The following is a 14,964-nucleotide window of genomic DNA, read 5'->3' on the forward strand; positions in this document are numbered from 1 at the left end:
ATGGAAACGACTGTAAGAAAACAAAAGAAAAATTTAGAAACGAAGAAACCATCAATTTACTCTTTACAACTTCATGAAATGCAAGATTGGTTAAAGGAACAAGGAGAACCGAAGTTCCGTGCTGGACAAATTTTTGATTGGTTATATAAAAAACGTGTAAAAAATTATGAGGATATGTCAAACCTTTCTAAAGGATTGCGTGATAAATTGTCGAATTCCTTTGATATTACTACTTTAAACACGTTAGTAAAACAAACGTCTTCGGATGGAACAATTAAATTCTTATTCCAATTATATGACGGATATTCTATTGAAACGGTATTAATGCGACACGAATATGGAAATTCCATTTGTGTAACAACGCAAGTTGGTTGTCGTATTGGGTGTACGTTCTGTGCTTCGACACTTGGTGGATTAAAGCGAAACCTAGAAGCTGGAGAAATCGTAGCGCAAGTAGTAGAAGTTCAGCGCGCGCTTGATGAAACAGAAGAACGTGTAAGTTCTCTTGTTGTTATGGGGATTGGAGAACCATTTGATAACTATGATAATTTAATGGGATTCTTACGCATCATTAACCATGAAAAAGGACTTCATATTGGTGCGAGACATATGACTGTTTCGACGAGTGGAATTATCCCGAAAATTTATAAGTTTGCTGAAGAAGATCTACAAATTAATTTTGCGATTTCATTGCATGCTCCAAACTCAGAATTACGTTCAAAATTAATGCCGATTAACCGTGCTTATAAATTACCAGATTTAATGGAAGCTATTAAATACTATGTAAATAGAACAGGGCGTCGTATTACTTTTGAATATGGATTATTTGGAGGAGAAAATGACCAAGTAGAGCATGCTGAAGAGCTTGCTGCGCTCTTAAAAGGTGTAAAATGTCATGTGAACTTGATTCCGGTAAACTACGTACCTGAACGTGATTATGTACGTACGCCACGTGAACAAATTTTCTTGTTCGAGAAAACGTTAAAAGATCGTGGAGTGAATGTAACGATTCGCCGTGAACAAGGTCATGATATTGATGCAGCCTGCGGTCAGTTGCGTGCGAAGGAGCGCAAAGAAGAGACGAGGTGACGAGATGAAAGCCGTATTTCTATCGGATAAAGGAAAAGTTCGTCAACATAATGAAGATAGTGCAGGAGTTTTTCACAATTTAGATGGAAATGTATTAGCGGTAGTAGCAGATGGAATGGGAGGTCATCGAGCTGGTGATGTAGCTAGCTCGATGGCCATTCAATTATTCCATGATTATTGGAAGCAAACACATAATATGAATGAGCCGAAAAAAGTAGAACAATGGTTACATACTAGTGTTGGGATTATTAATGAGCGTATATATGAATACGCTCAGCAAAATGCAGAATGTAATGGTATGGGAACAACGCTTATAATAGCTGTTTGTACACCAAGCTTTGTGACAATAGGGCATATAGGAGATAGTCGTTGCTATATGGTATCAGAAGGAGAAATGACGCTAGTAACGGAAGATCATTCACTTGTAAATGAGCTTGTGAAACATGGTGAAATTTCAAAGGAAGACGCAGAGTATCATCCGAAAAAGAATGTGTTATTAAGAGCATTAGGAACAGAAGAAAAAGTTGGGTTAGATGTTAAAACGTTGGTGATTGAGGAAGATGATCAATTACTTCTTTGCTCTGATGGGTTATCAAACAAAGTTTCTATTGATGATATGCGACAAATTTTACAGTTAAATGAACAGCTTGAAGGTAAAGGGCAGTGTCTCATTCAATTGGCAAATGATCGCGGTGGAGAAGATAATATCACACTTGTTCTTATTGATTATGCGGGTTCGACAAACGAAAGTAGGTGAAGTGCAACGTGCTGATTGGAAAACGCTTAAATGACCGTTATAAGCTGCTGAAAATGATTGGTGGTGGCGGAATGGCCAATGTATATTTAGCTCATGATGATATACTTGGCCGAGATGTAGCGGTAAAAATATTAAGACTCGACTACTCAAATAACGAAGAGTTTATTAAACGTTTCCATCGAGAAGCGCAGTCTGTTACAACGTTGTCGCATCCAAATATTGTGAATATGTATGATGTCGGAGAAGAAGATGGTATATACTATCTTGTCATGGAATATGTACCAGGGCAAACATTGAAGCAATACATAATTGAGCGAGGGATGTTACCTATAGGAGAAGCTCTTGATATTATGGAGCAGTTAACATCCGCTATGGCACATGCCCATCATTTTGAAATTGTGCATCGTGATATAAAGCCGCACAATATTTTAATTCGAGCTGATGGAATAATAAAAGTAACAGATTTTGGAATTGCGACAGCTACAAGTGCAACAACAATTACACATACAAATTCAGTGCTCGGTTCAGTCCATTATTTATCACCAGAACAGGCACGTGGCGGGATAGCAAATAAACAATCAGATATCTATTCTCTTGGGATAGTTATGTTTGAATTGTTAACAGGAAGACAACCGTTTTCTGGCGAATCTGCTGTTGCCATAGCTTTAAAACATTTACAAAGTGAAATCCCATCACCAAAAAGATGGAATGAAAATATTCCGCAAAGTGTTGAAAATATTATATTAAAGGCAACTGCAAAAGATCCGTTTCACCGATATCAATCTGCCAATGCGATGAAGCGAGATATTGAAACTGCGCTATATCCAGAGAGGATAAATGAGCAACCATTTTACATACCGGAAGATATGGAAGCGACGAAAGCGATTCCGATTATTCAACAAGAACAATTATTTGAAAATGTAAGTGATGAAACGATTGTTTTAAAAGGGAGTAAGGTAGAAGAACCGATAAGAGCAGAAGCAGCTGAGTTAGATAAGAAGAAAAAACGGAGTAACAAGTGGCTTAAAGTTTTAATTTCAACATTTTTATTTTTAGCAATAGGAATAACATTAGCACTTACGGTTATTCCAGGATTATTTATTCCGAAAGATGTGAAAGTTCCTGATGTGGCTGGTATGAAATACACGACAGCTGTAAATACATTAGTAGAAAAGGGCTTTGAGGTGACGGAGCCTAATATTGTATATACAGATGATGTTGAAGTTGGGGATGTAATAAAAACGGACCCTGTAGCAGGAAGAGTCGTAAAAGAAAACGCTAAAATTACTATCTATCAATCAGGTGGAAAAAAGAAAAGTAAGATGGCAAATTTCACAGGTCAAAACTTTGAGAGTGTAAAAGCTGAGTTAGAAGAAAAATATAAACAAGTTACGGTAAATTATATTGAAAATGATAAGCCGAAAGGTGAAATTGTAGAACAAATTCCGACGCCTGATCAGATGGTTATAGAAGCGGAGCAAGAACTGAAAATCTGGGTAAGTAAAGGGCCTTATCAAATTAGACCAGGTGACTTTTCGGGGTGGACTGAAAATAGTGTAACTGGTTATTTGAATGAGAGAAAACTAACGTCAGATATAAAACGAGAGTATTCAGATACAGTCGAAAAAGGACTTGTAATTTCGCAATTTCCAAAACCAGGTACACCATTAAAAGAGGGAGATAAAGTAACTATTATTATCTCTGATGGTCAAAAGCCTAAAGTGACTAAAACGGTAAAAGTGGACAATATCTCTATCCCATATGAGCCTGCTGTAACAGGTGAAAAAAAGCCGCAAACAATAGAAATTTATAAAGAAGACATGCAGCAAAAAATGGATAGACCGGTTGAAACGAGAACAATTACTGAATCAGCGACTATTTCTTTAGAATTTGTAATTCAAGAAGGTTCAAAGGGACACTATAAAATTGTACGGGATGGAGTAACGATTATTGATAAAGAAGTACCATATCCAACTCAATAATAGTGAAAGTCTACTTATTATTATTGCCTGTTATGCTGTCTACAAAGTGGACGGTATAGCAGGCAAAAATATATGATTCAAAAAGCTAGTAAAGTGATGCAGCTGTAAATATTTTTTTGCATTTAATGGGAAATTCAATGTATATTAGCGAAAGTATATATGGTAGGTTTTGAAATCGTTATTTGGAAAATTTAAATCCATTCATTTTTAAATTCAGCATCACCTTATACAAAAAAGGAGAATTCTATGCCAGAAGGAAAAATTATAAAAGCTTTAAGTGGGTTTTATTACGTGCAGCATGAAGAAGGGGTTACGCAATGTCGTGGGCGAGGTGTATTTAGAAAAAATAAAATTACACCACTTGTAGGAGACCAAGTTGTTTTTCAGGCAGATAATCCAACTGAAGGTTATGTGCTTGAAGTGTTTGATCGAAAAAATGAACTTGTTAGACCTCCTATTGCTAATGTCGATCAAGCGATCCTTGTGTTCTCTGCAGTAGAACCAGATTTTAATCCTGGACTGTTAGATCGATTTTTAGTGCTGATTGAATATCATAACATTAAGCCAATTATTTGTATTAGCAAGATGGATTTAGTAGATGAAAAGATGAAAGCAACTGTTGAAGCTTATGCGAATGATTATCGTGAGATGGGTTATGATGTTTTATTTACTTCTATTAATACGTCAGAAAGTATTGATATATTAAAACCATACTTAGAAAATTGTGTTTCTGTCGTTGCGGGTCAATCTGGTGTTGGGAAATCTTCAATGCTTAATGTGCTACGTCCAGAATTAGAGCTGAAAACAAATGATATTTCCTCCCATTTAGGACGCGGGAAGCATACGACAAGACACGTAGAATTAATTGCAATTGGGAGTGGACTTGTAGCAGATACACCGGGTTTTAGTTCACTAGATTTCATTGATATAGAAGTAGAAGATCTTACATATTGTTTTCCAGAGTTGAAAGAAGCGAGCCAATACTGTAAATTTAGAGGGTGTACACATCTTTCTGAACCGAAATGTGCGGTGAAAGCTGCGGTTGAAGAAGGGAAGATTACAGAATATCGCTATAAGAACTATAAACAATTTGTAGAAGAAATTAGAGAGAGAAAGCCGAGGTATTAGTTATGATTAAAATTGCACCATCGATTTTATCAGCAGATTTTTCAAAATTAGGGGAAGAGATTAAAGATGTAGAAAAGGGCGGAGCGGATTACATTCACGTTGACGTAATGGATGGACATTTCGTACCAAATATTACGATTGGACCGTTAATTGTAGAAGCAATCCGTCCGATTACATCATTACCATTAGATGTACATTTAATGATTGAAAATCCTGATAACTATATCCCGACTTTTGCACAAGCGGGAGCGGATATTATTACTGTTCACGTAGAGGCGTGTCCGCATCTACATCGTACAATTCAGTTAATTAAATCTCATGGTATTAAAGCGGGCGTTGTATTAAATCCACATACGCCAGTTTCAGTGATTGAGCATGTATTAGAAGATATAGATATGGTATTACTTATGACAGTAAACCCTGGATTTGGTGGACAGAAGTTTATCCATTCTGTATTACCGAAAATTAAACAAGTTGCAGACATGGTGAAAGAGCGCAATCTAGAAGTGGAAATTGAAGTTGATGGTGGTGTAAATGCTGAAACAGCAAGACTTTGTGTGGAAGCAGGAGCAAATGTACTTGTAGCTGGGTCAGCAGTATACAATCAAAAAGACCGCGGTGAAGCAATTCGCGTAATTCGTGGGTAGTGATGAACTTTTATCCTAGTAAGGCATTTATAGGATAGGATAAAAATATGTAAAAAGGCAATCTACCGAATGGCAGATTGCCTTTTTACAATGGAAGGAGAAGAAAAAATGATTATTCATATTTTGGCAGGAGGACCTTCGGAATATTGCGCAGATTTTGCTCGATACGAGAATGAGGAAGTAGTGTGGGCAGCGGTTGATAGGGGAGTATACCGTCTATTAAAGAAAGGGATTACCCCGGCTGTTGCGTTTGGAGATTACGATTCAGTTACTGAAGAAGAATTAGTATGGATGGGACAGCAAACGAACGAATTACATATTGTTCCGCGGGAAAAAGATCAAACGGATTTAGAAATTGCAATCAACTGGGCATTAGAACAGAAGCCGGCACTAATTCGTATTTTTGGTGCTACTGGTGGAAGGCTTGATCACGGTTTGGCAAATATACAGATGCTTTTAAAAGGGTTAGAAGTAGAGATAGAAATGTGTATTGTGGACAATAAAAATGAAATAACAGTTAAAAAAATGGGTACACATATAATTGAAGAAAATAAAAATTTTCCTTATGTATCTTTTGTACCAGTTACTGAAATAGTGGAAGGGATTACATTGTTTGGTTTTAAGTACCCTCTTACTAATAAAACAATAGAGTGGGGATCAACACTTTGTATTAGTAACGAACTCGTTGAGGAAAAAGGTACTTTTTCATTTACTTCTGGCATATTAATGTTGATAAGAAGCACTGATTGAAGAAACAATTTTGCTCCTTACATCATATAGTGACCAAGTGGAGTAATGGGGATTAGGAGGGAAACCATGAGATTTTATACAATTAAGTTACCTAAATTTCTTGGTGGAATAGTTCGTGCAATGTTAAATACCTTCAAAAAAGATTAAAAAAAGCACCTATCACCGGTGCTTTTTCCATTGTTATAGTAAAAAAAGAGCCTATCGGCTCTTTTTTTTATTATTAAACACGTTCGATTTTGCCAGATTTTAATGCTCTAGCAGAAACGTAAACACGTTGAACTTTTCCGTCGATGCGTACGCGAACTTTTTGAAGGTTAGCGCCCCACTTACGTTTTGTAGCGTTCATTGCGTGAGAACGAGAGTTACCAGAACGAGCTTTTCTTCCAGTAATAGCACAAACACGAGCCATTTATATTTCCCTCCCTTGATACCTTACCATACGTAATTTTTCAATGTTAGTCTTTTATGCGATGCTAAAAACACTACTATAATTTAACACAACTAAAAAGAGAATGCAACACCGTAGAAAAAAGAAATCAAGAAAATTTACTTGACACTATATGTCAATGAAGAAAAGTTGAAATCCATAAAAATTGCTTGACATATTATAGTGGTACATGTTGTATAATAACAATGGACTATTTTGCTCATCATAAAAAAGTGTAATTTAAAACATAAAATATGAGAGTGAAAAGAAAGAACGATGGAATTTTCTTTAAAAAGATTATATGATAGTAACTAAAGTAGTCTAGCTCACTTTCACCATTTATGAAGGGGGAAACGAGATGTCAATTGAAATTAAAACGAAGTACGGTCAAATTGATATTAGTACAGATGTAATTGCAACAATTGCTGGAGGTGCCGCGGTAGATTGCTACGGTATCGTAGGTATGGCATCAAAAAATCAGTTAAAAGATGGATTAACAGACATTTTACGAAAAGAAAACTTCACTAGAGGTGTTATTGTTCGTAAAGATGAAGATGAAGTACATATTGATATGTATATTATTGTGAGCTATGGTACGAAAATTTCAGAAGTGGCACATAATGTGCAGACGAAAGTGAAATATACATTAGATCAAACTGTAGGACTAGCAGTAGATTCTGTAAACATCTACGTACAAGGAGTTAAAGTAATAAACTTGTAATGTGCATTAAGGAGGAAAATCTGTGTCAATTCAAAAAATTGATGGAAAACGTTTATCACAAATGATCATGCAAGGAGCGAATAATTTAACAAACAATGTTCAGCTTGTTGATGCATTAAACGTATTTCCAGTTCCAGATGGCGATACCGGTACAAACATGAACTTATCTATGACTTCAGGTGCGCGTGAAGTGAAAGCAAACCCTTCACAGCATGCTGGTAAAGTCGGCGTAAGTTTAGCCAAAGGATTATTAATGGGAGCTCGTGGTAACTCTGGAGTTATTTTATCTCAGTTGTTCCGTGGTTTCTCTAAATCCATTGAACAAAAAGAAGAATTAACAACAGTTGATTTTGCTGCAGCACTAGAAGCTGGAGTAGAGGCGGCTTATAAAGCGGTTATGAAACCGATTGAAGGAACGATTTTAACGGTTGCAAGAGAAACGGGTAAATATGCAGTAACAGTTGCGAAAAAACAGCGCGACTTTGTTTTGTTTATGGAAGACGTTGTGAAAGAAGCAAACGCATCGTTAAATCGTACGCCAGATTTATTACCTGTATTAAAACAAGTTGGCGTTGTAGATAGCGGTGGTAAAGGTCTTGTAGTGGTATACGAAGGATTTTTAGCTGACTTAAAAGGAGAAACGATTTCTTCTGATGCACCGACGCAACCATCTATGAATGAAATGGTACGCGCAGAACATCACCGTAGTGTACAAAGCCAATTGAGTACAGAAGATATTAAGTATGGATATTGTACGGAATTCATGGTGAAATTAGAGGCTGAAAAGGTGAAAGAGCATAATTTCTCTGAACAAAAATTCCGTGAAGATATTAGTGTATATGGTGATTCTCTACTAGTTGTGTCTGATGATGAAATTGTAAAAGTTCATATCCATGCAGAACATCCTGGAGACGCTATGAACTACGGGCAAAAATACGGTAGTTTAATTAAGATTAAAGTAGAAAATATGCGTGAACAGCATACTGCTTTATTAGATGAACCTACTATGGTTCCTGAACAACCAGCTCAATCGAAAGAAAAACAACCATATGGTATCGTAACTGTAGCTATGGGGTCTGGTATTAAAACTTTATTTGAGAGCATCGGCGCAACGAAAGTTATCGAAGGTGGTCAAACGATGAATCCAAGTACGGAGGATATCGTGAAGGCAATTGAAGAAGCAAATGCTGAAAAAATCATTATTTTACCGAATAACGGAAATATTGTAATGGCAGCAGAACAAGCGGCATCAGTTGTAGATCAAGAAGTTATTGTTGTTCGTTCGAAAACAGTTCCTCAAGGTATGGCAGCAATGTTAGCATTTAACCCAGTTGGAACGTTAGAAGAGAATGAAGAAAACATGCAAGAAGCTTTATCTCATGTGAAAACAGGTCAAATTACGTATGCTGTACGTGATACGGAAATTGATGGTTTAGCAATTCAAAAAGATGATTTCATGTGTATTGCAGATGGGAAAATTGTATCTACAAATGCTGAAAAAGTAGGAGCTGCGAAGCAATTGCTAGAAGCGCTTATTGATGAAGATTCTGAAATCGTAACGATTCTACAAGGTGAAGATGCAACTGACGAAGAAGTAGCGGAGTTAGTTGAATTTGTAGAAGAGAAATTTGAAGATGCAGAAGTAGAAGTGCATGCTGGAAACCAACCAGTGTATTCTTTCATCTTCTCTGTAGAATAAGATAAGATTCGTTTTGGAAATAAATGGATTACTTACTTGCTAATGGATAAGAAGTAGTAATATGAAGTTTATTACTAGTTTTTATTCAAAAGGCTAGCATATTGAAGAGAGAAAAGAGCCTTGCTGCTAATAGTGAGGCTCTTTTTTACTTGTTTTATATAAGGGATTTGAGTAGTTTCTCTTAGAATGCCTATGATAGAATATATAAGGTGAAAGAGAGCGATTACAGATGCTAATTGGTACTCAAATAAAATGCAATAAAGAAAATAATGTGACGGGGTGTGAGAATCTTGAATGATGTTGTACAAGTTCCTGTTACGGATGTAAAGGGGATAGGAGGAGAAACATCTGAGTTACTACATGAGATGGGTATTTATACAGTTTCTCATCTATTGGAACATTTTCCGTACCGTTATGAAGATTATGCGATGAAAGATCTTGCTGAAGTAAAGCATGATGAACGTGTAACGGTTGAAGGGAAGATTCATAGTGCTCCTTTGCTGCAATATTATGGTAAGAAGAAATCGCGTTTAACAGTTCGTGTTCTCGTCGGTCGTTATTTAATTACGGCGGTATGTTTTAATAGGCCTTACTATAAGCAAAAATTAAAGTTAGATGAAACGGTAACGATTACTGGTAAATGGGATCAACATCGTCAAACAATTGCTGTATCAGAACTTCATTTTGGGCCGGTTGTACGTCAACAAGAAGTGGAACCTGTTTATTCAGTAAAGGGGAAACTTACAGTAAAACAGATGCGTCGTTTTATTGCTCAAGCGTTAAAGGAATATGGAGATTCTATAGTCGAAGTGTTACCGGATGGTTTGTTAGGGCGATATAAATTATTACCAAGATATGAAGCGCTTAGGGCATTGCATTTTCCGGTAGGACAGGAAGATTTGAAGCAAGCGCGTCGCCGTTTTGTATATGAAGAATTTTTCTTATTTCAGCTGAAAATGCAAACGCTCCGGAAAATGGAGAGGGAAAATTCAAAAGGGACGAAGAAAGAGATTCCGTCAGTAGAATTACAAGAATTTATCGATGCACTGCCGTTTCCATTAACGGGTGCGCAGCGCCGAGTTGTAGATGAAATTTTGAAAGATATGACATCTCCTTATCGGATGAACCGACTATTGCAAGGTGACGTTGGTTCTGGGAAAACAGTTGTTGCTGCGATTAGCCTTTATGCATCGAAATTAGCTCATTATCAAGGTGCTTTAATGGTTCCTACAGAAATTTTAGCTGAGCAACATTATCAGTCGCTTGCTGAAACGTTTTCGCATTTTGGTATGAAGGTGGAACTGTTAACAAGTTCTGTTAAAGGTGCGAGACGTCGAGAAATTTTAGCGAAGTTAGAACAAGGAGAAATAGATATTCTTGTTGGAACGCATGCCTTAATTCAAGATGAAGTTATATTTCATAGATTGGGTCTCGTTATTACAGATGAACAGCATCGATTTGGTGTAGCGCAGCGCCGAGTTTTACGGGAGAAAGGTGAAAGTCCAGATGTATTATTTATGACAGCGACACCAATTCCGCGTACGCTTGCAATTACTGCATTTGGAGAGATGGATGTTTCGATAATCGATGAGATGCCAGCAGGTAGAAAGGTGATTGAAACATATTGGGCAAAACATGATATGTTAGATCGCGTTCTCGGTTTTGTTGAAAAGGAGATAAAAAAAGGAAGACAGGCATACGTTATTTGTCCTCTAATTGAAGAATCTGAGAAACTTGATGTGCAAAATGCTATCGACTTACATAGTATGCTGACGCATCATTACCAAGGGAAATGCCAAGTTGGATTGATGCATGGGAGATTATCGTCTCAGGAAAAAGAAGAGATAATGGGACAGTTTAGTGAAAATAAAGTGCAAATTCTTGTATCGACAACAGTTGTTGAAGTAGGTGTGAACGTACCGAATGCGACTGTAATGGTTATTTATGATGCAGAACGTTTCGGTTTATCGCAGCTTCATCAGCTTAGAGGGCGTGTCGGCCGTGGTAGTGAACAATCATATTGTTTATTAATAGCAGACCCTAAATCAGAAACAGGGAAAGAAAGAATGCGCATAATGACTGAAACAAATGATGGATTTGTATTGTCAGAAAAAGATTTAGAATTACGAGGTCCTGGAGATTTCTTTGGGAGTAAGCAAAGTGGCTTACCAGAATTTAAGGTTGCTGACATGGTACATGATTATCGAGCGTTAGAAACAGCAAGGCAAGATGCGGCGATACTAGTAGATTCAGAAGCGTTTTGGCACAATGATCAGTACGCTGCCTTGCGTACGTATCTTGATGGGACAGGTGTGTTCCAAGGAGAGAAGCTCGATTAAAGGGAGTCAACAAAAGTTTTTGTTGCATTCTACTTTTAATGATTATATACTACTGTTAGTACCTAGTCATAAAAATGGATGGTGCGGTATGAAAAAAAGAAGAAGTAAAAAAGAAAGACAAGAGTTATTACAACAAACAATCGAATCAAATCCTTTTATTACGGATGAAGATTTAGCGGAAAAATTTCAAGTGAGTATACAGACAGTACGACTTGATCGTATGGAATTGTCTATTCCTGAATTAAGAGAGAGAATTAAACATGTAGCTACAAAGCAACATGAAGAAGATGTGAAATCTTTACCGTTAGAAGAGGTTGTTGGAGAAATTATTGATATTGAATTAGATAGACATGCAATCTCTATCTTTGAAGTAAAGGTAGAACATGTATTTAAAAGAAATCAAATTGCCCGTGGGCATCATCTGTTTGCGCAAGCAAACTCACTAGCTGTTGCGGTTATTGATGAAGAATTAGCTTTAACTGCAAAGTCTACCATTCGATACATTCGCCCTGTAAAATTAGGAGAGCGTGTTGTTGCAAAAGCGCGCGTTGAAGATGTAGAGAATGATAAGGGACGGACGGTTGTCAAAGTGCGTAGCTTCGTTGGAGAAGAACTTGTTTTTACAGGCACTTTTGAAATGTATCGATCTAGTAATTATAGTGAGGAAGGTAACAACTTATGAAAATCGCAATAGATGCAATGGGCGGAGATCACGCTCCAAAGGCTGTAGTATTAGGGGCAATGAAAGCTATTAAGGAATATTCTGATTTACATATTACGTTAGTAGGGAAAGAAGAGGAAATTCGTCAATACTTAACGAGTGATGAACGAATTACTATTCTTCATACAGACGAAAAAATAGAATCAACGGAGGAACCAGTAAGAGCGGTTCGTCGAAAAAAACAAGCTTCAATGGTGCTTGCGGCACAACAAGTAAAGGATGGAGAAGCAGACGCTTGTATATCCGCAGGTAGTACAGGAGCTTTAATGGCAGCTGGATTATTTGTTGTCGGTCGTATGGAAGGAATTGAGCGACCAGCTTTATCGCCTACAATGCCGACTGTAGATGGAAAAGGTTTTGTTATGTTAGATGTTGGAGCAAATGTTGATGCAAAACCAATTCATTTATATCAATATGCAGTAATGGGATCTGTTTATGCTGAGAAGGTAAGAGGAATTGAAAATCCTCGTGTTGTACTATTAAACGTTGGAACAGAGGATGGAAAAGGAAACGAGCTTTCAAAGCAAGTATTTGCAATGCTTAAAGATGCGCCAATTAATTTCGTTGGGAACGTTGAATCGAGAGATTTATTGCAAGGTGTAGCAGATGTTGTTGTATGTGATGGTTTTACAGGGAATGTAGCGTTGAAATCATTAGAAGGAACAGCACTTGCGCTATTCTCTATGTTGAAAGAACAACTAATGAGTTCGTTTACGAGCAAATTAGCAGCGGCGGTATTAAAGCCAAAACTTATGGTATTAAAAGATAAAATGGATTATTCGGAGTATGGGGGAGCTGCATTATTTGGATTGAAAGCACCTGTCATTAAGGCTCACGGTTCTTCTAATGACCAGTCGATATTTAGTGCGATTCGTCAAACGAGAGAAATGGTAGCGAAAGAAGTAATTCCTACAATTTCAAGCGTAATGGAGAAAGAGTCACTCCAATAAGAGGAGGATTTGAAATGGGAAAAATAGCATTTCTTTTTCCGGGCCAAGGTTCACAGGCAGTTGGAATGGGTAAACAATTAGCAGAGAATAATAAAGAGGTTGCAAAAGTGTTTGCAAAAGCAGATGAGGTGTTACAAGAGTCACTTTCAGAAGTGATTTTTGAAGGCCCGCAGGAAAAGCTTACATTAACAACAAATGCTCAGCCTGCATTATTAACAACGAGTTTTGCTATTTTGACAGCTTTGAAAGAGTATGACATTACACCTGACTTTGTCGCTGGTCATAGTTTAGGTGAATATAGCGCTCTTGTAGCAGCTGGTGCATTAACTTTTGAAGATGCGGTATATGCTGTAAGGAAACGCGGGGAATATATGGAAGAAGCTGTTCCGGGCGGGGAAGGTGCAATGGCAGCTATATTAGGTGCTGACCCACATATGCTGAAACAAGTTACAGAAGAAGTAACAAGTGAAGGATATGCAGTGCAAATCGCTAATATGAATAGTACGAAGCAAATTGTAATTTCTGGAACGAAGCAAGGCGTAGAGGTTGCTTCTCAAAGAGCGAAAGAAAATGGTGCAAAGAGAGCAATTCCACTAAAAGTAAGTGGGCCATTCCATTCTTCACTTATGAAGCCGGCAGCTGAGAAGTTCCAAAGTGTTTTAAATGAAATTACAATTCATGATACGAATATTCCTGTTATTGCAAATGTTACGGCGGATGTTATTACGCGTGGTGCCGACATTCAAGAAAAGTTAATCGAACAGCTTTATTCGCCTGTATTATGGTACCCGTCTATTGAATGTATGGTGAAGCAGGGAGTAGATACATTTATTGAAATTGGGCCTGGAAAAGTACTTGCTGGACTTATGAAGTCAATTGATTCATCAGTGAAAGCATATGCGATATATGATGAAGAGACATTAAAAGATACCATTTCAAATTTGAGAGGAGAAAACTGATGTTAAAAGGGAAGGTAGCATTAGTAACTGGCGCTTCACGTGGAATTGGTCGCGCGATTGCGATCGATTTAGCGAAACAAGGGGCAAATGTAGTAGTAAATTATGCAGGTAATGAACAAAAAGCAACTGAAGTAGTAGATGAAATTAAGAAATTAGGTTCTGATGCAATTGCGGTAAAAGCAGATGTTGCAAATGCTGATGATGTTACAAATATGGTGAAACAAACAGTAGATACATTTGGACAAGTTGATATTCTTGTAAATAATGCTGGTGTAACAAAAGATAATTTATTAATGCGTATGAAAGAAGAAGAATGGGATACAGTTATTAATACAAACTTAAAAGGTGTATTCTTATGTACAAAAGCAGTATCTCGTTATATGATGCGTCAACGTCACGGTAGAATTATAAATATCGCTTCTGTTGTGGGTGTTATAGGAAACCCAGGGCAAGCTAATTATGTTGCTGCTAAAGCGGGTGTTATTGGATTAACAAAAACATCTGCAAAAGAGTTAGCAAGTCGAAATATTACTGTGAATGCAATTGCGCCAGGCTTTATTGCGACTGATATGACTGATGTACTAGATGAGAATATTAAAGCCGAAATGTTAAAAGTTATTCCAGCTGCTCAATTTGGTGAAGCGCAAGATATCGCGAATGCTGTAACGTTTTTTGCTTCTGATCAAAGCAAATATGTTACAGGTCAAACGTTAAATGTTGATGGCGGTATGGTAATGTAATAAAAGAATCGATTTCACCTAGTTTTTTTGGTCAATATTTAATATAATATTTGAG

Annotated in this window: 15 protein-coding genes; 14 read left to right on the forward strand and 1 reads right to left on the reverse strand. The window is 37.1% G+C overall.

The features are described 5' to 3' along the window. The 7 genes from rlmN (at position 1) to spoVM (ending at position 6,500) form a co-directional block, all read left to right on the forward strand. Positions 1-1,089, forward strand: coding sequence for a dual-specificity RNA methyltransferase RlmN (gene rlmN, locus GBN78_RS02320; protein ID WP_000450541.1), 1,089 nt, complete (start codon positions 1-3; stop codon positions 1,087-1,089). Between the two features lie 4 nt (positions 1,090-1,093). Continuing rightward, positions 1,094-1,846 carry a Stp1/IreP family PP2C-type Ser/Thr phosphatase gene (locus GBN78_RS02325; protein ID WP_000648703.1) on the forward strand — a complete coding sequence of 251 codons (753 nt, stop codon included), beginning with the start codon at positions 1,094-1,096 and terminating at the stop codon, positions 1,844-1,846. Between the two features lie 8 nt (positions 1,847-1,854). Next, positions 1,855-3,828 carry a Stk1 family PASTA domain-containing Ser/Thr kinase gene (gene pknB, locus GBN78_RS02330; RefSeq protein ID WP_000904748.1) on the forward strand — a complete coding sequence of 658 codons (1,974 nt, stop codon included), beginning with the start codon at positions 1,855-1,857 and terminating at the stop codon, positions 3,826-3,828. Positions 3,829-4,074: 246 nt separating this feature from the next. Continuing rightward, positions 4,075-4,956, forward strand: coding sequence for a ribosome small subunit-dependent GTPase A (gene rsgA / locus GBN78_RS02335; protein ID WP_001113932.1), 882 nt, complete (start codon positions 4,075-4,077; stop codon positions 4,954-4,956). Positions 4,957-4,958: 2 nt separating this feature from the next. Next, positions 4,959-5,603 carry a ribulose-phosphate 3-epimerase gene (gene rpe, locus GBN78_RS02340; protein ID WP_000589974.1) on the forward strand — a complete coding sequence of 215 codons (645 nt, stop codon included), beginning with the start codon at positions 4,959-4,961 and terminating at the stop codon, positions 5,601-5,603. A 69-nt stretch (positions 5,604-5,672) separates the two neighbouring features. Further along, the gene (locus GBN78_RS02345; protein WP_000752663.1) at positions 5,673-6,353 is read left to right on the forward strand and encodes a thiamine diphosphokinase; all 681 of its coding nucleotides are present in this window, start codon (positions 5,673-5,675) and stop codon (positions 6,351-6,353) included. Positions 6,354-6,419: 66 nt separating this feature from the next. Then, positions 6,420-6,500 carry a stage V sporulation protein SpoVM gene (gene spoVM, locus GBN78_RS02350; RefSeq protein WP_001213599.1) on the forward strand — a complete coding sequence of 27 codons (81 nt, stop codon included), beginning with the start codon at positions 6,420-6,422 and terminating at the stop codon, positions 6,498-6,500. A 73-nt stretch (positions 6,501-6,573) separates the two neighbouring features. On the opposite strand, the gene rpmB is transcribed toward spoVM, so the two are convergent. Next, positions 6,574-6,762, reverse strand: a complete 189-nt coding sequence (rpmB, locus tag GBN78_RS02355) for a 50S ribosomal protein L28 (RefSeq protein WP_000124776.1) — start codon at positions 6,760-6,762, stop codon at positions 6,574-6,576. 376 nt (positions 6,763-7,138) lie between these two features. On the opposite strand from rpmB, the gene GBN78_RS02360 reads away from it, so the two are divergent. The 7 genes from GBN78_RS02360 (at position 7,139) to fabG (ending at position 14,909) form a co-directional block, all read left to right on the forward strand. Beyond that, entirely contained in the window at positions 7,139-7,501 is a 363-nt protein-coding gene (locus tag GBN78_RS02360) for an Asp23/Gls24 family envelope stress response protein (RefSeq protein WP_000021109.1), read from the forward strand. A 22-nt stretch (positions 7,502-7,523) separates the two neighbouring features. Then, positions 7,524-9,200: a DAK2 domain-containing protein gene (locus GBN78_RS02365; protein WP_152126898.1), complete on the forward strand. Its 1,677-nt coding sequence runs from the start codon at positions 7,524-7,526 to the stop codon at positions 9,198-9,200. A 290-nt stretch (positions 9,201-9,490) separates the two neighbouring features. Then, positions 9,491-11,539: an ATP-dependent DNA helicase RecG gene (recG, locus tag GBN78_RS02370; RefSeq protein ID WP_001000815.1), complete on the forward strand. Its 2,049-nt coding sequence runs from the start codon at positions 9,491-9,493 to the stop codon at positions 11,537-11,539. An 88-nt stretch (positions 11,540-11,627) separates the two neighbouring features. Beyond that, positions 11,628-12,221, forward strand: coding sequence for a transcription factor FapR (gene fapR, locus GBN78_RS02375; protein WP_000747349.1), 594 nt, complete (start codon positions 11,628-11,630; stop codon positions 12,219-12,221). Continuing rightward, positions 12,218-13,210, forward strand: a complete 993-nt coding sequence (plsX, locus tag GBN78_RS02380) for a phosphate acyltransferase PlsX (RefSeq protein ID WP_152126900.1) — start codon at positions 12,218-12,220, stop codon at positions 13,208-13,210. The genes fapR and plsX overlap by 4 nt, the downstream gene beginning before the upstream one ends. A gap of 14 nt (positions 13,211-13,224) precedes the next feature. Further along, positions 13,225-14,169, forward strand: a complete 945-nt coding sequence (gene fabD / locus GBN78_RS02385; RefSeq protein WP_000515910.1) for an ACP S-malonyltransferase — start codon at positions 13,225-13,227, stop codon at positions 14,167-14,169. Continuing rightward, positions 14,169-14,909: a 3-oxoacyl-[acyl-carrier-protein] reductase gene (fabG, locus tag GBN78_RS02390; RefSeq protein ID WP_152126902.1), complete on the forward strand. Its 741-nt coding sequence runs from the start codon at positions 14,169-14,171 to the stop codon at positions 14,907-14,909. The genes fabD and fabG overlap by 1 nt, the downstream gene beginning before the upstream one ends. The last annotated feature ends 55 nt before the right edge of the window (positions 14,910-14,964 follow it).

Source organism: Bacillus sp. B2-WWTP-C-10-Post-4 (assembly GCF_009183805.1).
Lineage (GTDB): Bacteria > Bacillota > Bacilli > Bacillales > Bacillaceae_G > Bacillus_A > Bacillus_A cereus.